A 17,060-nucleotide genomic window follows, 5' to 3' on the forward strand; every position below is an offset into this window, starting at 1 on the left:
CGGCCTGTGTGAAGTGAAAGTGAAGTGCGGGCAGGCGCTTCAACGCGCTGGTGTTTCCGCGGCTGCGGCAGCTTGTTTTCTAAGTATTCTGACCAACTGGTTGCTGGTATTGCGCAGGCGCTGCGCCATCATCTGGGTGATCTTGACCAGCAGCTTGGCGCCCACGCCAGGGTGGTCGCGGATCAGCAGGGCGATTTCGTGGCGGCCCCAGACGCCGGCCTCCACCGCCTCGATGGCGGTGCAGGTGGCATAGCGCGGCTCGCTGTCCAGCATGGACATGTCGCCCACCGCCGCACCGGCACGCACCACCGCCACGCGCGACACGGCCGCTTCGGCGCCGGCATCGGCATCGGCGTCCGCCGGTAACTCCAGGCGCTTGGTGACGTCCACCGTGCCTTTGAGGACCAGCATCATCCAGTCGCCGGCCTCACCTTCACGGATCATCACCTGGCCCGGTTCGGCGCGCACCAGCAGCATGGAGGCGCCCAGGATATCGGCCTCGGCCGGCGTGAAATCCTGCAGCAGCTGCGAGGTCTGCAGCAGGTCCGGGCCGTAGGCGCTCAGGCGTTCGCAGCAGCCGAACACATGCAGCCCGGCGGCGTCCAGCTGTTCTTGCAGCGTTTTCATGGCGCTGCGCGCGTCAACGCGCGGGAGTTTGCTGCAGCCACTGGTCGATCTCGGCGATGGCCGCATCGGTGGCGGCCGTCAGGGCCTGCACGCCACCGGGTGCGTCGCTGCTGGGCGCCGGCCGCTGCACGATGACGTTGCGCTGGCCGACCAGCTTCTCGCCGGCGGGTGTGACCTCCAGCAGCGTGGCGCGCAACCGGATCAGGCCGACGCTGGCCGTGGGCGAGCTGAACAGGTGGCTGAACTCTTCAAGGTCCAGGCGCAGCAGCAGCGGCAGCACCGCGTTCTGGCTGCGGTTCAGCGCCACGCTGGCCCCGGCGTTGAACACGGCACGGCGCTGGCCCAGCTGCTCGCGCACACGCTGGCGCACCAGCTGCGCGGGCGGCATGCTCCAGCGCGCCTGCGAATAAGGGCGCAGTTGCTGCGTGTCGGCATAGCCCAGGCGGTACAGCACCGCCATGTTGTCCAGCGCGCCGCCCGGGGTGGAGACGTCGTCCAGGGCCAGCGGCGGCAGCGGCGCCTGGCGCGTGGTGGGCAGGGTGGCGGTCGGGCCCGGGCCGAAGTCGTACATGGTGGCGCGCGTCGGTTTGTCGGGCAAGCCCGAACAGCCGGCCAGCGCCAGGGCGGCCAGCAGTGCACCGGCCAGGCCCACGGCCCGCGAAGGAAATTTGGAAAAAGTGGACGTCATTTTTTCACTCCAGAGGCGGAAAATCCGGGTTCGCCGGGGCCGGGTACGGGCGGGCCGTTGCCGAAGATCAGCGACTGCGGGTTATCGTCGACGGCGCTGACAGTACGGCGCATCTGGCGCATGGCGCGCGCGGTTTCGTCGGCGACTTCGCCGAGCTTGGGCAGCGTTGCGGCGCTGAAGGTCTCCACGCCCGCGGCCAGCGCGGTGCCGCCTTCGGAGAGCTTGTCCAGCGGCCCGCCCTTTTCATTGAGGCGGGTGGCGGTCGTGCTGATGTCATCAGCGGCCGTCTTGACGGACTTCAGCGTGGCCGTGGTGTCGCGCGACAGGGCCGGCAAGGATGCCACCGTGGGCTCCAGCCCTTTGGCGACACGGTCCATGCTGCCGGCGGCGTTGCCGAGCTGCTTGACGGCCGCGGTGATGGCCTGCTGGTTTTCGTCCGACAGCAGCTTGTTCAGCCGCGTACTGGCTTCCTCGACCTGGTTGAAGATCACCTCGCTTTGTTTGAGCAGCTTGTCCAGGCCGCCGGGCTTGAGCGGAATGCGCGGCGGGTCGTCGTCGTTGACGGCCAGGCGCTCGGCAGACTTGCCGTCGTCGTCGAGCTGGATAAAACCCAGCCCGGTGACACCCTGCGAGGCGACAGTCGCGAACGTGGACTTGGTGACCGGCGCGCCGCGGTCTATGGAGACGCGAATCAACACATTGCCCTTGACCTTCTCGTCAAAGCCTATGAGCTCGATCTTGCCCACCGGCACACCGCGAAAGCGCACCGCCGCCTGCGGCTGCAGGCCGGAGACGGTTTCGCTGGTGCTCATGTCGTAGAGGTCGCGCTGGGTGTTGTCGCGCGTGAGCCAGACGGCCAGCAGGACCAGCAAGGCGGTGACCACCAGCACAAAAGCGCCGGCGGCCATGGCATGGGCTTTGTTTTCCATAGTGATGCCTTTCTAGACGGTAAAAGGGTATTCGCGTAATAACTCCATCGCGCGCTGCCCCCTTTCCCCGAGGAAAAATTCGTGGATGAAGGGGTGCGGGAAGGCCACCACTTCCTTGGGAACGTCGTTGACGATGACCTTGTGCTCTGCCAGCACCGCGATGCGGGTGCTGAGTTCAAACAGCGTGTCCAGGTCGTGCGTCACCATGACCACCGTGAGTTCCATGTCGCGGTGCAGCGAGCGCAGCAATGAGACAAAGCTGTCGGAGCTTTCCGGGTCCAGCCCGGCCGTGGGCTCGTCAAGCAATAACAGCGGCGGGTCCATGATGAGGGCGCGCGCCAGGGCCACGCGTTTGATCATGCCGCCCGAGAGGTCGCTGGGCATCTTGTCGGCCGCATCGGGTCCCAGGCCCACCATCTGCAGCTTGACCATGGCCGCCTCGTAGATCAGCGCGCGCGGCAAAGTCTTGAGTTCACGCAGCGGAAAGGCAATGTTCTCCAGCACGGTGAAGGCCGAGAACAACGCGCCCTGCTGGAACAGCATGCCGACGCGGCTGGCCGCACCCTGCTTGCCGAGCTCGGCCGCCGGCCTGCCCAGCACCGTGATCTCGCCCTGGGTCGGTTTCTCCAGCCCCAGCATCTGGCGCAGCAGCACGGTCTTGCCGGTACCCGATCCTCCCACCAGGGACAGCACCTCGCCGCGCTCCACGGTCAGGTCCAGGTCTTTGTGCACCACGGCTTTTTTCTCGCCGTTGGGGAACACGGTCCAGAGCTTTTTGATGTCGACGATGGGATCGCTCATATGCCCACGCTTTTAAACAAGACCGCGAACAGCGCATCGACCAGGATGACCACGGTGATCGACGTCACCACCGAGGCTGTGGTCCCCTGCCCCAGGCTTTCGGTGTTGGGTTTGACGCGCAGGCCGTAGTGGCAGCCGACCAGCGCGATCAGCACACCGAAGACCACCGACTTGCCCGTGGCCAGCGTGAGGTTGGCCACGTCCACCGCGGCCGGCAGCGAGTTGATGAAGTAGGACGGCGTGACATCCATGGAAATGTCGGCGGCCAGCATGCCGCCCAGCAAGGCGGCGATAGTGGTCCAGACGCTGATCAGGGGCATCACCACGGCCAGCGCCAGCGCGCGCGGCATGACCAGGCGAAAGCCGCGCGCGATGCCCATGACGCGCATGGCGTCGAGCTCCTCGGTGACGCGCATCACGCCGATCTGCGCCGTGATGGCCGAGCCGCTGCGCCCGGCGATCAGGATGGCGGCCAGCACCGGCCCGAGTTCGCGGATCAGTGAGATGCCCAGGATGTTGACGATAAAAGCGTCGGCGCCGAACTGGCGCAGCTGTTGCGAGATCAGGTAGGCCAGCACCACGCCGATCAGAAACCCGACCAGCGCGGTGATGGGCAGCGCGGTGGCGCCTATGTGGAACAGATGGCCCGACAGGTCGCGCCAGGGGCCGTCCTGCGGGCGCCGTACCAGGTGGATGAGGTCCAGCAGCAGCTGCCCAATCAGGCGCACCAGGCCCTTGAGGTGGTCCAGCAGCCGCAGCACCCGCGTCCCCAGCAGGATAAAGGGCTGGCTCCAGTCGGGCTTGCGGGGTTTGGGCGGGTCGGTGCTGAATTTGGCGACGGTTTCCAGCACCGCGCGCTGGCTGGGCTCGGCCTGCAACTGCGCCGGCCAGTCGCGGCCCCAGTGGTTCCACAGCACCTGCGCGCCCAGGTGGTCGAGTTTGCCGACCTGTTCCAGACTCCAGCCCGCAGGGGAAGCGCCGCCGTCTTTCAGGCCCTGGAGCTGCGCGGTCAGCGCATCCCAGACGCTCTCACCGGTAAGGCCGGCGGCCGTCCACGCACCTTGCACGACAAACAGCCGGCCTTGCGGCGTATCCTGCAGTGCTATGCGGGGCGTGGAGTCTTCCATAAACATTAGTCAGGCCAGGCGCAAGCCGGCAGTTTGCAATGTACGAAACACAAAGTTGCATGGTAACTGCTGAAAACACCCTTGCCGCACCGCCGCCAGCGCTGTCGCCCTGGTCCTACACCGTGACTGGAAGACGGCCAAAGCCCACGCGCCATGGCATCCGGCGGGTAATCCCCGCCATGTGGCCATCCGGGTTTTGCCACAATCGACCAGGATGCGGTGGTCAGCCCCGCGTTAGGCTGGGCTGGCAGCATGGGCCCTGCGGTGCGCTGCGGCCGTGGCCGCCGGCCCGGTTTTTCCCGCTAATCTTCCAATAACGACGAGACAAAGGCATCCATGCAAGACGAGAGCCAGGTTTTTGACTACATCATCATTGGCGCCGGCACCGCGGGCTGCCTGCTGGCCAACCGCCTGAGCGCCGACGCGTCCAAACGCGTGCTGCTGATCGAGGCGGGCCGCAAGGACGACTACCACTGGATCCACATCCCGGTGGGCTATCTCTACTGCATAGGCAACCCGCGCACCGACTGGCTTTACAACACCGAACCCGACGCCGGGCTCAACGGCCGGGCGCTGCGCTATCCGCGCGGCAAGACCCTGGGCGGCTGCTCCAGCATCAACGGCATGATCTATATGCGCGGCCAGGCGCGCGACTACGACCAGTGGGCCCAGCTGACCGGCGACATGGCTTGGCGCTGGGAAAATTCCCTGCCGCACTTCAAGCTGCACGAAGACCACCACAAGGGCGCCGACGCGATGCACGGCGCGCGCGGCACGGCGCCCGAGCTGATGCAGGACAAGAGCCAGCCCTACCAGAAGGTGCTGCGCCACCGCAACGCCGGCGGCGAATGGCGCGTTGAAAAGCAGCGCCTGCGCTGGGACATCCTGGACGCCTTTGCCGAAGCGGCGCAGCAGGCCGGCATCCCGGCCAGCGGCGACTTCAACCGCGGCGACAACGAGGGCGTGGGCTACTTCGAGGTCAACCAGAAAAACGGCTGGCGCTGGAACACCGCCAAGGCTTTTTTGCGGCCCGCCTGCTACGCCCGCCCCAATTTCGAGCTGTGGAACAACGCCCAGGTGTGCAAGCTGGTGATAGAAGCGCAGCCGGACGGCGGCCAGCGCTGCACCGGCGTGGAAGTGTGGGCCGGCAGCGAGCGCGTCACGGCGCGCGCCACGCGCGACTCCGGCCCCATGGGCGAGGTCATCCTGTGCGCGGGCAGCATAGGCTCGCCGCAAATCCTGCAGCTCTCGGGCATAGGCCCGGCCGCCCTGCTGCAGCAGCACGGCATTCCCGTGCTGCAGGACCTGCCCGGCGTGGGCGCCAACCTGCAGGACCACCTGCAGATCCGCTCGGTCTACAAGTTCCACGGCGACAAGCGCTGGGGCCTGTCACTCAACACCATGGCCAATTCGCTCTGGGGCAAGGCCCGCATCGGGCTGGAATACGCGCTGCGCCAGACCGGCCCCATGAGCATGGCGCCCTCGCAGCTGGGCGCGTTCACGCGCAGTTCGCCCGACCAGCCCTACCCCAACATCCAGTACCACGTGCAGCCGCTGTCGCTGGACGCTTTCGGCGAGCCGCTGCACGGCTTCAATGCTTTTACCGCCAGCGTCTGCAACCTGAACCCAACCAGCCGCGGTACGGTGCACATCAAGAGCGGCCGCTTCGAGGACGCGCCGGCGATTGCGCCCAACTACCTGAGCACGGCCGAAGACCGCAAGGTGGCGGCCGATTCGCTGCGCGTGACGCGCAACATCGTGAGCCAGAGCGCGCTGGCCAAGTACCGGCCCGAGGAGTTCAAGCCGGGTGTGCAGTTCCAGACGGATGAGGAACTCACGCGGCTGGCCGGCGACATCGCCACCACCATCTTCCACCCGGTGGGCACCACGAAAATGGGCCGCGACGACGACCCGATGGCGGTGGTGGACTCGCACCTCAGGGTACGCGGCATTCGCGGCCTGCGCGTGGTCGATGCCGGCGTGATGCCGCTGATCACCAGCGGCAACACCAACTCGCCCACGCTGATGATCGCGGAGAAGGCGGCGGCCTGGATCCAGGCCGGGATCTGAGTGGCCGCGAGCCGCGCGCTTTAGCGGTAGATCTTTTGCAGAAGGCGCATCAGCGTCTTCTTTTCCGCGGCGCTCAGGCGCTGCGTGGCCTCGGTTTCCAGGTCGACGGCCGTGCCTTCGGCATCGCGCATCAAGGCCTGGCCCGCATCGGTGAGGTAAAGCCCCACGGCGCGGCCGTCCTGCGGATGCGGCTTGCGGTGCACCAGCTTGCGTTTTTCCAGCGTGACGATTTTCCCGACGAGGTTGGGCGGCAGGATGCTGAGCGCGCCGCAAAGCTGGCGCGAGGTGATGCCGGGGTTGTGCGTGATCAGGGACAGGATCGAAAAATCCACATGCCGGAGGTCGTAGACCGCCATGCGCTTGCTGAACAACTCAATGACCTTGAGGGAGGCACGCGTGGCGTTGTAGCCCACCAGGGTTTCGAGATAGGAGGTATCCACCTCCTCTACCGCGGGAGCGGGTTTGGACGACACTGGCATAGGGGATCAGGGCGCTTTCGTTATCGGGCAACGCTGCTGGCACGGGCAGGCTCCTAACCCGATTATGCCAACGCGCCCGGACGGCGCCCGGGCCGTCCCGCCAAGGCCGGCCCGGCGCGGGGACATCAGGACTCGGCGGTGAAGCCGACTTTTTTGATCAGCGGGCCCCAGCGCTCGAACTCGCGCTTCTGGCTGTAGGCCATGTCGTCCGCGGTGCCGCCGTAGGGAATCAGTCCCACCACCGTGAGCGAGTCGATGACGGATTTGTCCTGGATGGCGGCATTGATGGCAGCGTTGGCCGCGGCCACCGTGCTGGCGGGTGTTTTCGCGGGGGCATAGAAACCGAACCACTCCTCCACCGTGAGGTCGGCAAAACCCTGCTCGGCGAAGGTCGGCACCTCGGGCACAAAGGGCGAGCGCTGCTTGCCCGAGGTGGCCAGGATGCGCAGCTTGCCGGCCTTGTGGTTGGGAATGAAGTCGCCGTGCGGCGTCACCATCGCGGCAAGCTGGCCGCCGACCACATCGGTCACGCCGGGCACCGAACCGCGGTAGGGCACGTGCTTGAGCTCCACATGGTTGTTCAGGCCCAGCAGCGCGCCTATGAAGTGCGGGGTCGACCCTGCCGCGGGCGAGCCGTAGCTGGCGTCCTTGGGGTTGGCCTTGGCCCAGGCGAGAAAGTCCTGCACGGTCTTGACCGAAGCCGGCACCAGCGGCCCGACGGCCAGCCCATGGTGGATCATGGAGGCGGTGCCCACCGTGACGAAATCCGCGAACGGGTCATAGGACAGTTTTTTGTAGATGTGCGGGTACAGCGACAGGCAGGAGAACGGCGACATCGCCAGCACGGAACCGTCCGCCGGCGCCGTCTTGAGCACCTCCAGCGCGATGCGGCCGCCGGCACCGGTCTTGGTGTCCACGATGGCGTTGTTATTGGCATAGGCGGTGCCGCCGAGGCGGTCGCCCACGCGGCGCGCGCAGATGTCACCCGCGCTGCCGGCCGGGAAGCCGTAGATGATTTTGACCTGTTCGAGCGCCCGCGCCAGGGCCGGGAAAGGCGCGAGGGCGGCCGCTGAAAGCGCCGCGGCGCCCTGCACAAAATGACGACGTGTTTGCATGAGATGTCTCCTTGTAGTTAAGTTCACGGGTCGAAAAAGCAAAATCCGCCAGGCGCCAGGGGCCGGACACACCGGTCGCGTCAGTTGCGCCCGTTCAACTGCATTGGCTGCGGATATCCTGGGGTACGGGAATGGCTTTCATGCGCTCGGGCTTGTCGGGGTGGCGTATGCAGAAGGCGCGCGTTTCCCGGCCTTCGCAAATCAGGTCCTCGCCGCGCCGGATCACATGCTTCTGGATAAACACCTTGTCCCGCCACTCTTGCACGCTGGTATGTATGTGCAGGGTTTCGCCATAGGTGGCGGGCAGGCTGAAGCGGGTGTTGATCTCCAGCAGGGGCGTTCCTATGATGCCGGTGCTCTTGACCAGCTCCCGCCAGGGCGGCACGCCGCATGCGGCGAAGAAATTCAGCGACGCGGCATCCATCCAGCGCGAGAAGTTGGGGAAAAACACGATCCCGGCGGGATCGCAGTCGCCGAACGCGACCTTCACTTCATAGACCACGGTCTTTTCCATGCGGCTCACCTTGGCGCCATGCGCAGTGCACCGTCCAGGCGTATGACTTCGCCGTTCAGGTGGTCGTTGTGGACGATGTGCGCGGCCAGTTGCGCGAACTCCTGCGGCCTGCCCAGGCGCTGCGGAAAAGGAATGCTGGCGGCCAGCGACGCCTGGACCGCTTCGGGCAGCTGCGCCATCAGCGGCGTGGCGAACAGGCCGGGCGCCACCGTGCAGACGCGGATGCCGTGCTGCGCCAGGTCGCGCGCCATGGGCAGCGTCATGCCGGCCAGGCCGGCCTTGGAAGCGCTGTAGGCCTGCTGCCCGACCTGGCCGTCGAAGGCGGCGACCGAGGCGGTAAACATCATGACGCCGCGCTGGCCGTCCTCCAGCGGCGCCAGCCTGGCGCAGGCGGCCGCGAACAGCCGGCTGACGTTGTAGCTGCCGACCAGGTTGATGCCGACCACCCTGGCAAAGTCCTCCAGCGGCGCCGGTGTACCGTCCTTGGCGACGATGCGTTTGGCCGACCCTATGCCGGCGATGTTCATCAGGATGCGGGCCGGGCCGTGCGCGGCGGCGGCCTTGTCCAGCGCGGCCTGCACGCTGGCGCTGTCGGTGATGTCGCAGCCGCAGGCCAGCGCGGCGGCCGGGCCATGGGCCGCGCAAATATCGGCGGCAACCTTTTCGGCGTTCGCCAGGTTGATGTCCAGCACGGCAACCCTGGCGCCCAGGCGCGCCAGTTCACGGGCGGTGGCTTCGCCCAGCCCCGAGCCGCCGCCGGTGACCAGCGCCGCGAGTCCTTCGATCTTCATGCCGCTCCTCCTTGCGGGTTCTCCAGCAGCAGCGCAATGCCCTGGCCGCCGCCCACACAGGCCGAGGCAATGCCGTAGCGCATGCCTGCGCGCTGGATCTCGCGCGCGACGGTGACCGTAAGGCGCACACCGGTCACCGCCAGGGGGTGGCCCATGGCGATCGCCCCGCCGTTGACGTTGAGCTTGCCGAGGTCCAGGTCCAGCTCGCGGGCGACCGCCAGCGTCTGCGCGCCCTGGGCTTCGTTGATTTCAAAACGGCCGATCTGCTCCAGCCTGAGGCCGCAGCGCTCGAGCAGCAGGCGGATCGCGGGAGCCGGGCCTATGCCCATGATCTCGGGCGGCACACCGACCACCGCGGCGGCCACCACACGCGCCAGCGGCTTGCCGCCACGGGCCTTCACGTAGGCGCCGGAGGCCACCACGGCAGCGGCGGCAGCGTCCACCAGCGCCGCGCTGTTGCCGCCGGTCTGCACACCGCCGGCATGCACCGCCCTGAGTTTGGCCAGGACCTCGACGGGTGACGGCCGGGCATGGGTGTCCTGCGCGACTTCCGTCAGCTTGCCCAGGCTGATGCCGCGCGTGGCATAGCCGGGGAGTTCAAATTTCTCGCTGACCACCGGCACAATCTCCCCGGCGTGAAAACCGGCATCCCGGGCCGCCACGGCCTTGGCGAAGGAGCTGGAGGCGAATTCGTCGACCGCTTCGCGCGTGATGCCGTATTTCTTCGCGAGGTTTTCCGCGGTCTGGATCATGTCGATGCCGGCGGCCGAGTCCTTGAGGGCCTCCCACATGAAATCCTTGAAGCCGACGGGCGCGCCCAGCTTGAAGCCGGTGCGGTGCTCAAAGGCCGCGATCGGGTTGCGCGTCATGCTCTCGGCGCCGACGACCAGCGCCACGTTGGCCGCGCCGCTCTGTATCTGTTCGCCGGCCTGCCGGAACAGCTCGAAGCCGGTGCCGCAGATGCGCTGCACCATGATGGCGGGCACTTCCACCGGCACGCCGGCATACAGGCCGATATGGCGCGGCAGCATGAACTGCTCGAAATCGCCAGGGGCCATGTTGCCGGCAATCACCGAGTCGACATCGCCGGGGCTGACGCCACTGCGCTGCAGCACGGCGCGCGCGGCCTTGATGCCGAGGTCGGTGGGCGACACATGGCCCAGGGCGCCGCAATAGTCGACCATGGGCGTGCGCATGCCGTCCAGCATCCAGACGTCCTGGAAGGCAGAGAAAAATCCTTTGTGTTGCATGGTGGTGAGGTTCGTGGTTTTAGCGTGCGGCGGGTTTAAGGATGGGATGCGCGGCGTCCTCGTGCAGGGCCGTCACCAGCACCGCCCGGTGCGTGAGCACGGCGCGCTGGTTGATGGAGCCCTTGTCGGTGACCTCGCCCTTGTCGAAAGAAGGCGGCTCGTGCATCAGGAGCAATCGGCCTATGCAGCTGGCGCTGCCAGTGGCGCTCTGCGCGAGCGTGTCCAGCACAGCCTGGAAATGCGCGATCACCTGCTCGCATTCGAGAACCTCGCGCAGCGGCGCCTCGGGCGCAAGCCCCGAGAGCGCGCGCACCGCGGGGGATGGGAAAACCAGCGCGCCCACTTCCCTGAGGTTGATGCCCGTGAGGACCACGTCCTGTACATAAGGCGCTCCCGCCGCGATGATTTTCGCGCGCAGCGGACCCACGCTGACAAAGGTGCCGGTGGCGAGCTTGAAGTCTTCGGCGATGCGCCCGTCGAACTTCAGGCCGAGGTGGATGTTGCCCTCATCAATCCATTTGACGGCGTCGCCGGTGCAAAAAAAACCTTCCTCGTCGAACGCCTGCGCCGTTTCCTGCGGCGCCCGCCAATAGCCGGGCGTGATGTTGGGGCCCTTGTAGCGGACCTCGGTCTTGCCGTCGATGTCGGCCAGCTTGAGTTCGATGCCGGGCGCGGGAACACCCAGGTCGCCGGCCTTCACCTCGGGACTGGTCACAAAGATGGCGAAAGGCCCGGACTCGGTCATGCCCAGGCCGGTGGCCATGACGATGCGTTCGCCCACTTCCTTTTCCTCGGATTCATACAGGCTGTCCCAGACCGGCTGGGCGAGCGAAGCCCCGGCATAAAAGAACATCTTCACGCGCGACAGCAGATTGCGCCGCAGCTCCGTGTCCGTTTTCATGGCGTTGGCGATGGCCTCAAAACCGGTCGGCACATTGAAGTACACCGTGGGGGCGATTTCGCGCAAGTTGCGCAAGGTCTCGTGCATCAGCGCGGGTGTGGGTTTTCCGTCGTCGATGTAGAGCGTTCCGCCGTGGAACAGCACCATGCCGAAGTTGTGGTTGCCGCCGAAGGTGTGGTTCCAGGGCAGCCAGTCGACCAGCACCGGCGGCTCCTCCTGCAACACCGGCATGGACTGCGCCATCTGCTGCTGGTTGGCGCACCACATGCGCTGGGTGTTGATCACCGCCTTGGGCATCTTGGTCGAGCCGCTGGTGAACAGGAACTTCACGATGGTGTCCGGGCCGGTGGCCTGCATGGCGCGGTCCACCGCGGCCGTCGCCGGTGTTGCGGCCAGGTCCGCGAAGCGCGTGCTGGCGCGCCCCTCGATCTGCCCGTCGGCCAGCAGCACCTCGACCCCCGGCTCCAGCACGGCCTGGATGGCCTTGCCATAACGCTGCGCATCGGCGGCAAACACAAGGCCCGGCGTCACGGTCTTGACCACATGGCGCAGCTTGTCGTAGTCCTGGCTGACCAGCGAGTACGGCGGCGAAACCGGCACAAAGGGCACGCCGGCCACCAGGCAGCCCAGGGCCAGCTGCGCATGCTCCAGGCTGTTCTCGGACAGGATCACCACGGGCCGCTCGGCGCTGAGGCCGCGGTCCAGCAAGCCTTGAGCAATGCCGCGCGCCGCCGCCCAGGCCTGGGCGTAGCTCAGGTGCCGCCATTCGCCGGTCGTGCCGCCGGCAAGCTTTTCGCGCCGCGCCATGAAGCTGCGCTCTGGCGCGGCCTGCGCCCAATGCCGCAGCCGGTCGGTGATGCGGTCGGGATAGTCTTTCAGGGCCTGGTCGGCGCGCAGGTAGCGGACGCCGGGCTGGCCTTCGCGCAGCACGGCACGGGTCACGCCAAAGCGCAGCGGGCGGAATTTTGGGGCGCTCATGATGTTTCGTTGTCTCTTGTCTCTGCTGTTTTTGCTTTGCGTCTCTTCGTCTCTTGCTCACCGGGCCTTGGTGGCACCCGCCGGCGGGCTCAGGCTTTTTTCACCTTGGCGGCCCTGCCGCTCAAAAAATCCTTGACGCGGTCCTTGGCCTCGGGCGCGCTTTGCGCCACCGCCGCCATCAGGGCCTCGGTGAAGAATCCCTGGTCGGCCGGCTGCTCGGCGATGCGCGGCAGGGCATGCATCAGGGCGTAATTGGTCAGCGGCGCGTTTTTCGCGACCTGGCCGGCCAGTTCCAGCGCCTTGTCGAAGGCCTGGCCTTGCGGCACCAGGTATTGCGCCATGCCTATGCGTTCGCCTTCCTGGGCGCTGTAGACGCGGCCGGTCAACATCATGTCCGTCATGCGGGCCGTGCCTATCAGGCGCGGGATACGCACCGCGCCGCCGCCACCGACAAAGATGCCGCGCGAGCCTTCGGGCAGGGCGTAAAAAGCGCTTTCATCGGCGACCCGGATGTGGCAGGCGCTGGCCAGTTCCAGGCCGCCGCCGACCACCGCGCCGTGCAGCGCGGCGATCACGGGCACGGGGCCGTACTGCAGGCGGTCCAGCGCGGCATGCCACATGCGCGAATGGTGCAGGCCCTGGCTGGCGTCGCGCTCCTGCAGTTCGCTGAGGTCCAGGCCGGCGCAGAAGTGGTCGCCCTCGCCGTGGATCACGGCGGCCCTGGCGGCGGGCGGCAGGTTTTCAAACATGTCGCGCAGCGCCAGCACCAGGGCATCGCCCAGAGCATTGCGCTTGGCGGGGCGCGCCAGGCGAATCACGGCAATGTCGCCGCGCATTTCGAGAATCAGGTGTTTTTGGGTCATAGGAGTCTTTTCAGTGAGGCCAATTATGATTATGAATCATAACTATTACAACGAGGCTGATCGGCTTTTTTGGCAGTGAAAACCCTAGGAGCCGAAAAGGCGAGGCGGATCGCGGCGGCACACAAAGAGCCGCGCAGGCGACTGCGGCGCCCGGCGGGCGCAGCCCGGTTCAGGCCAGCTTTATGACGGTTGGAATCAGGAAAGGCTCAGATATTGAGCCACTTGAGCAGCTCGCGCATGCGCGGCTCGGACGTGGTGTCGAACTGCTCCACGCCTATGCGCTTGAGCACGTCCTTGCCGGCGTCGCTGGCGGGCAAGGCCAGCAGTTCTTCCTGGATGGCCTTGAGCTGCTCGGGCTTGATGCGCTTGTGCGCCACCATCGGAAAGTAGGGTTGTGGCACGCTCTTGTGAATGATGCGCCCGCCGTCTTTCTCCCACTTCTTGGCGATGCCTGAATAGGAGGCCACGCCGCCCACATCGGCGAACTTGTTGTCCAGGTAAAAGCCGACCGCGGCCTGCTCGCGCACGAACTGCACGTTTTCCTTGCCCACCAGGATGCCCTTGTCGCGCAGTTCCGCGGCGCAAAAGCGCGACATGTAGGCGATCTGCTCGGGCAGGGCGATGCGCTTGCCCTTGACGTCGTCGATGGTCTTCAGCTCGGAACCCTTGGGTGCGATGATGAAGCATTGCCCGTCGGGTTTGGTGCTGGCGATGTAGCTGTAGCCGTAGTCGCGCATGCCGCGCGCCGGGTAATCGCTGGGGCGGGCCATCACCAGGTCGAAGCGGCCGGTCTGCATGCCCTCCTCCAGCTGCTTGAATTCGCGCGCGAACACCACGCTGACCTTGGCCTTCATGGCTTTGCCTATCACTTCGGCCAGGCCCTGGTACTTGGCGATCACCTGGGCATGGTCCAGGCCACCCGAGGTGCCTTCGCTGATGCCCAGCACCAGCTGCTGGGCCGGGGCTTGCGCCATCGCGAGGCCGGGCCCGAGCAGGCCGGCTGCTGATACGAATGCCAATGCCATCAAATCGCGCAACATAAGTTACTCCTTATACAGAGTCCGCATGCTAAAGGCGTCCCTTGGGACTGGCTAGCTGTGATTACCCTTAAAAGCGCGCCTCGGCAGACAGGCGGCAAGCGCTTGCGGCCGGCCGGCGATGACACAATGCGGCGCATGAAACATGCGCCTTCTTCCCTGGCCGTCGCCCTGCTCCTGGCCCTGTCCGCCTGCGGTTCGGCGCCGCGGACCAGCCAGGACCCGCTGTCGATTGCCCGCGCGCCGGTGGCGGCCGCCATCAATGATTACCAGCGCTGCGCCGACCAGGCCCTGCTGCCGCTGAAAACCGACACAAGCCAATCCGTCTTTGTGCTCGCCGACACCGCCCTGGCCGCCTGCGATGCCGGCCTGGAGCAGGTGCGGCGCAGCATCCTGGCCGACAACGCGGGCCACCCCTATGTAGCCACCTTCGCGGAGGAAGCCAGCGCCAACATCCGCACGCGCACCCGCAACATGCTGGCGCACAGCCTGAACCGCGCGCGGGAAACGCAGCCGGCGAACTAGCGCAGGCTCTTCACATAACGCGGCGCATTCGGGTCGCGGTGCTTGCGTTCGCGATGGCCCTCTTCGCCAAAGATCGCGCCGAAGGTCGATTCGATGAAACCCGATTCCGGGTAAACCTCTTCCTCGGTATCTATGGAGCGCGCGCTCTGGCGGTCAGGCTGGGGCGGCGGGGCCATCACGGGGGCGCTGCGCTCCTTCACGGCCTCCGACACCATCTGCACCAGCGGCACCCGTGGCTTGGGATCGGGCACGGCCATGATCTCCTCCAGCCTGTCGGCCCAGACGGCCAGGTCGGGGTGGCCGTCCTCGACCGCCCTCTCACGCGCAAAACGCGCGATCTCGGCCGCGTACTCAATGTTGCCGGCCATCCACTCGGTGTCGGTCACCCGGCCGGTCTTGCGGCGCAGCAATACGTGCAGGTGGGCGGCGATGGCGATTTTCTCGTTGGAAGGCATGGCGTGGTGTCCTTCAAAAGGTGAAATGCCGGCAACTCAGGTACCCAGGCGTTCGGCGTGCTGGGTGATGTCCAGGCCGTCGCTTTCCGAGGCTTCGCTGACGCGCAGGCTGACAAGCAGCGAAGTGATCCACAAGGCCAGCGCCGTCATGAACAGGCTGTACAACATGACGGCACCCGCGCCTATGGCCTGCGTCAGCACATCGCCTTGCGCGCCCGAGATGGCCTTGCTGGCGAACACGCCCGTGAGCAGCGAGCCGACGATGCCGCCCACCCCGTGCACGCCGAACACGTCCAGCGAGTCGTCGGCATCGAGCAGGCGCTTCAGGCCCGTGGCGCCCCAGTAACATGCCAGCCCGGCGGCCACGCCGAACACCAGCGCCGCGCGCGGCGAGACAAAACCGGCCGCCGGCGTGATCGCGACCAGGCCGGCCACCAGGCCCGAGCACAGGCCCAGCAGCGAGGGCCGCCCGCGCACCGCCCACTCCGCCGCCATCCACGACAGCGCGCCGGCCGCGGCCGCGATATGGGTGACCGCCATGGCCAGGCCGGCCCGGCCGTCGGAGGCCACGGCGGAGCCGGCGTTAAAGCCGAACCAGCCGACCCACAGCATGCCGGCGCCGGCCATGGTCAGGCCCAGGTTGAAGGGTGTGAAGGGCTCGCGGCCGTAGCCGCGGCGCGGGCCGAGCACATAGGCGCAGACCAGCCCGGCGATACCGGCATTGATGTGCACCACCGAGCCGCCGGCAAAATCCAGCGCGCCCATGCGGGCCAGCCAGCCGTTGGGTTCCCACACCCAGTGGGCGATAGGCGCATAGACGATGACCGTCCACAGCGACATGAAGATCAGCATCGCCGAAAAACGCATACGCTCGACGAAGGAGCCGACCACCAGCGCCGCCGTGATGATGGCAAACGTCAGCTGGAACATCGCATAGACCGACTCCGGGATGTTGGGCGCGACGTGGCTGACCGCGACCTTTTGCGCGTCCTTCACATAATCCAGCCCGGTGAACCAGAAGCGCTCGGTGCCGCCCAGGTAATGGCCCCAGGCACCGCTGCCGGGCGTGAACGCGATGGAATACCCCAAGGCGAACCACAAGAGGCTGACGACGGCGCAGATGGCGACGACGCAGGCCATGACGTTGAGCACGCTTTTCTTGCGCACCATGCCGCCGTAAAAAAGGGCGATGCCCGGGAGCGTCATGAGCAGTACCAGCGCGGTGGACGTCATCATCCAGGCGGTGTCGGCGCCATTGAGTGTCTCAGCCCCCACCAGGCCCGGCTGGGTCAGCGCGACGGGCGGCGGCGGGGCGGATGCGGCCGCCACGGGAGCCGGCGCCGCAGGCGCGGGGGCCGCCGGTGGCGGCGCGGGAATCACGGGAGTGGCAGGAGTCGCGGCGGTCGCTGCGGCCTGGGCGGCGGCACTGGCCGCAGCCGCCGCGGAAGCGGCGGCCGGTGCAGCGGGCGCCTGCGCCATGGCCTGCTGGCAGGCTATGCCGACCCAGATCGTCAAGCCCCACGCCACAAAGCTCTTCAGGTACATACATGCCCGCCTTTCTTGCATCCAGCCAACAATCCGTAACATTTAAAGGCCGAAGGCATAACTCGTGCCAGTGCCTGGCAGCGGGGTTTTAGGCAATTTTGAGTACAAATGCGTGCACAAGGTGCATGCGGGCGCCATGGTGTGGCACGTCGCGGCACGGACTGCGGGCATGCCGCAGGGTTTCGGGGGCGGGAAACCCCCAATGCACTAAGCCAGTGCACGGGCTACATTGGATGACTTGCTGACGAGCCTCGCTGCTCGCAACGCGAGGAGCCGAGGAGACACGAGAGAGCCATTAGAAGTACACAAGCAACAGGGCATTCCAAAAGATGCCTTGTCGCAAAAAGCGCTGGTAACCCCAGCGC

General features: G+C 66.6%; 17 protein-coding genes. 2 read left to right on the plus strand and 15 right to left on the minus strand.

The window, feature by feature from the left end; translation table 11 throughout:
- Positions 1 to 39: 39 nt before the first annotated feature.
- Genes BLQ85_RS16090 through BLQ85_RS16110 form a run of 5 tightly spaced genes read right to left on the minus strand, consistent with a single transcriptional unit; the run spans position 40 to position 4,172 of the window.
- Entirely contained in the window at positions 40 to 627 is a 588-nt protein-coding gene (locus BLQ85_RS16090; protein ID WP_074578253.1) for a Crp/Fnr family transcriptional regulator, read from the minus strand.
- Positions 628 to 640: 13 nt separating this feature from the next.
- Positions 641 to 1,315, minus strand: a complete 675-nt coding sequence (locus BLQ85_RS16095; RefSeq protein ID WP_074578254.1) for an ABC-type transport auxiliary lipoprotein family protein — start codon at positions 1,313 to 1,315, stop codon at positions 641 to 643.
- On the minus strand, positions 1,312 to 2,244 hold the full coding sequence (locus BLQ85_RS16100) for an MlaD family protein (protein ID WP_074578255.1): 933 nt from the start codon (positions 2,242 to 2,244) through the stop codon (positions 1,312 to 1,314). The genes BLQ85_RS16095 and BLQ85_RS16100 overlap by 4 nt, the downstream gene beginning before the upstream one ends.
- A 12-nt stretch (positions 2,245 to 2,256) precedes the next feature.
- Positions 2,257 to 3,045 (minus strand): ABC transporter ATP-binding protein, encoded by a 789-nt coding sequence (locus BLQ85_RS16105; protein WP_074578256.1) that lies wholly within the window; start codon positions 3,043 to 3,045, stop codon positions 2,257 to 2,259.
- On the minus strand, positions 3,042 to 4,172 hold the full coding sequence (locus tag BLQ85_RS16110) for an MlaE family ABC transporter permease (protein ID WP_074578587.1): 1,131 nt from the start codon (positions 4,170 to 4,172) through the stop codon (positions 3,042 to 3,044). The genes BLQ85_RS16105 and BLQ85_RS16110 overlap by 4 nt, the downstream gene beginning before the upstream one ends.
- A 336-nt stretch (positions 4,173 to 4,508) precedes the next feature.
- Here BLQ85_RS16110 and BLQ85_RS16115 point away from each other — a divergent pair, with 336 nt between their 5' ends.
- The gene (locus tag BLQ85_RS16115; protein ID WP_074578257.1) at positions 4,509 to 6,242 is read left to right on the plus strand and encodes a GMC family oxidoreductase; all 1,734 of its coding nucleotides are present in this window, start codon (positions 4,509 to 4,511) and stop codon (positions 6,240 to 6,242) included.
- A gap of 20 nt (positions 6,243 to 6,262) precedes the next feature.
- Here BLQ85_RS16115 and BLQ85_RS16120 read toward each other — a convergent pair whose 3' ends face one another.
- From BLQ85_RS16120 to BLQ85_RS16155, 8 genes are all read right to left on the minus strand, one after another.
- Complete coding sequence (locus BLQ85_RS16120; RefSeq protein WP_074578258.1) at positions 6,263 to 6,721, minus strand: MarR family winged helix-turn-helix transcriptional regulator; 459 nt, start codon at positions 6,719 to 6,721, stop codon at positions 6,263 to 6,265.
- A 125-nt stretch (positions 6,722 to 6,846) separates the two neighbouring features.
- Positions 6,847 to 7,836 (minus strand): Bug family tripartite tricarboxylate transporter substrate binding protein, encoded by a 990-nt coding sequence (locus BLQ85_RS16125; RefSeq protein WP_074578259.1) that lies wholly within the window; start codon positions 7,834 to 7,836, stop codon positions 6,847 to 6,849.
- Positions 7,837 to 7,930: 94 nt separating this feature from the next.
- Complete coding sequence (locus BLQ85_RS16130) at positions 7,931 to 8,350, minus strand: acyl-CoA thioesterase (RefSeq protein ID WP_074578260.1); 420 nt, start codon at positions 8,348 to 8,350, stop codon at positions 7,931 to 7,933.
- A 5-nt stretch (positions 8,351 to 8,355) separates the two neighbouring features.
- Complete coding sequence (locus BLQ85_RS16135) at positions 8,356 to 9,141, minus strand: SDR family NAD(P)-dependent oxidoreductase (protein ID WP_074578261.1); 786 nt, start codon at positions 9,139 to 9,141, stop codon at positions 8,356 to 8,358.
- Complete coding sequence (locus BLQ85_RS16140; RefSeq protein ID WP_074578262.1) at positions 9,138 to 10,391, minus strand: thiolase family protein; 1,254 nt, start codon at positions 10,389 to 10,391, stop codon at positions 9,138 to 9,140. Before BLQ85_RS16140 ends, BLQ85_RS16135 begins: the two co-directional genes overlap by 4 nt.
- A gap of 19 nt (positions 10,392 to 10,410) precedes the next feature.
- A complete protein-coding gene (locus tag BLQ85_RS16145; RefSeq protein ID WP_074578263.1) occupies positions 10,411 to 12,270 on the minus strand; it encodes a feruloyl-CoA synthase in 1,860 nt (619 codons plus the stop codon).
- Positions 12,271 to 12,359: 89 nt separating this feature from the next.
- Positions 12,360 to 13,133 (minus strand): crotonase/enoyl-CoA hydratase family protein, encoded by a 774-nt coding sequence (locus BLQ85_RS16150; protein WP_074578264.1) that lies wholly within the window; start codon positions 13,131 to 13,133, stop codon positions 12,360 to 12,362.
- Between the two features lie 206 nt (positions 13,134 to 13,339).
- Positions 13,340 to 14,173, minus strand: coding sequence for a phosphate/phosphite/phosphonate ABC transporter substrate-binding protein (locus tag BLQ85_RS16155; RefSeq protein WP_083336883.1), 834 nt, complete (start codon positions 14,171 to 14,173; stop codon positions 13,340 to 13,342).
- 135 nt (positions 14,174 to 14,308) lie between these two features.
- On the opposite strand from BLQ85_RS16155, the gene BLQ85_RS16160 reads away from it, so the two are divergent.
- Complete coding sequence (locus BLQ85_RS16160) at positions 14,309 to 14,695, plus strand: hypothetical protein (RefSeq protein ID WP_074578265.1); 387 nt, start codon at positions 14,309 to 14,311, stop codon at positions 14,693 to 14,695.
- Here BLQ85_RS16160 and BLQ85_RS24970 read toward each other — a convergent pair.
- Positions 14,692 to 15,150 carry a hypothetical protein gene (locus BLQ85_RS24970; RefSeq protein ID WP_074578266.1) on the minus strand — a complete coding sequence of 153 codons (459 nt, stop codon included), beginning with the start codon at positions 15,148 to 15,150 and terminating at the stop codon, positions 14,692 to 14,694. The two genes, BLQ85_RS16160 and BLQ85_RS24970, sit on opposite strands and share 4 nt — an antisense overlap.
- 36 nt (positions 15,151 to 15,186) lie before the next feature.
- Positions 15,187 to 16,695: an ammonium transporter gene (locus BLQ85_RS16170; RefSeq protein ID WP_371327300.1), complete on the minus strand. Its 1,509-nt coding sequence runs from the start codon at positions 16,693 to 16,695 to the stop codon at positions 15,187 to 15,189.
- Between the last annotated feature and the right edge of the window lie 365 nt (positions 16,696 to 17,060).

The organism is Polaromonas sp. JS666 (assembly GCF_900103405.1).
Taxonomy (GTDB): Bacteria; Pseudomonadota; Gammaproteobacteria; order Burkholderiales; family Burkholderiaceae_C; genus Polaromonas.

Excerpts from the sequence above, each read along its gene's own strand:
- BLQ85_RS16145 (WP_074578263.1), bottom strand. The coding sequence starts at position 12,270 with ATGAGCGCCCCAAAATTCCGCCCGCTGCGCTTTGGCGTGACCCGTGCC.
- BLQ85_RS16105 (WP_074578256.1), bottom strand. The coding sequence starts at position 3,045 with ATGAGCGATCCCATCGTCGACATCAAAAAGCTCTGGACCGTGTTCCCC.
- BLQ85_RS24970 (WP_074578266.1), bottom strand. The coding sequence starts at position 15,150 with ATGCCTTCCAACGAGAAAATCGCCATCGCCGCCCACCTGCACGTATTG.
- BLQ85_RS16170 (WP_371327300.1), bottom strand. The coding sequence starts at position 16,695 with ATGTACCTGAAGAGCTTTGTGGCGTGGGGCTTGACGATCTGGGTCGGC.
- BLQ85_RS16130 (WP_074578260.1), bottom strand. The coding sequence starts at position 8,350 with ATGGAAAAGACCGTGGTCTATGAAGTGAAGGTCGCGTTCGGCGACTGC.
- BLQ85_RS16125 (WP_074578259.1), bottom strand. The coding sequence starts at position 7,836 with ATGCAAACACGTCGTCATTTTGTGCAGGGCGCCGCGGCGCTTTCAGCG.
- BLQ85_RS16110 (WP_074578587.1), bottom strand. The coding sequence starts at position 4,172 with ATGGAAGACTCCACGCCCCGCATAGCACTGCAGGATACGCCGCAAGGC.
- BLQ85_RS16095 (WP_074578254.1), bottom strand. The coding sequence starts at position 1,315 with ATGACGTCCACTTTTTCCAAATTTCCTTCGCGGGCCGTGGGCCTGGCC.
- BLQ85_RS16115 (WP_074578257.1), top strand. The coding sequence starts at position 4,509 with ATGCAAGACGAGAGCCAGGTTTTTGACTACATCATCATTGGCGCCGGC.
- BLQ85_RS16140 (WP_074578262.1), bottom strand. The coding sequence starts at position 10,391 with ATGCAACACAAAGGATTTTTCTCTGCCTTCCAGGACGTCTGGATGCTG.
- BLQ85_RS16100 (WP_074578255.1), bottom strand. The coding sequence starts at position 2,244 with ATGGAAAACAAAGCCCATGCCATGGCCGCCGGCGCTTTTGTGCTGGTG.
- BLQ85_RS16135 (WP_074578261.1), bottom strand. The coding sequence starts at position 9,141 with ATGAAGATCGAAGGACTCGCGGCGCTGGTCACCGGCGGCGGCTCGGGG.
- BLQ85_RS16155 (WP_083336883.1), bottom strand. The coding sequence starts at position 14,173 with ATGTTGCGCGATTTGATGGCATTGGCATTCGTATCAGCAGCCGGCCTG.
- BLQ85_RS16150 (WP_074578264.1), bottom strand. The coding sequence starts at position 13,133 with ATGACCCAAAAACACCTGATTCTCGAAATGCGCGGCGACATTGCCGTG.
- BLQ85_RS16160 (WP_074578265.1), top strand. The coding sequence starts at position 14,309 with ATGAAACATGCGCCTTCTTCCCTGGCCGTCGCCCTGCTCCTGGCCCTG.
- BLQ85_RS16120 (WP_074578258.1), bottom strand. The coding sequence starts at position 6,721 with ATGCCAGTGTCGTCCAAACCCGCTCCCGCGGTAGAGGAGGTGGATACC.
- BLQ85_RS16090 (WP_074578253.1), bottom strand. The coding sequence starts at position 627 with ATGAAAACGCTGCAAGAACAGCTGGACGCCGCCGGGCTGCATGTGTTC.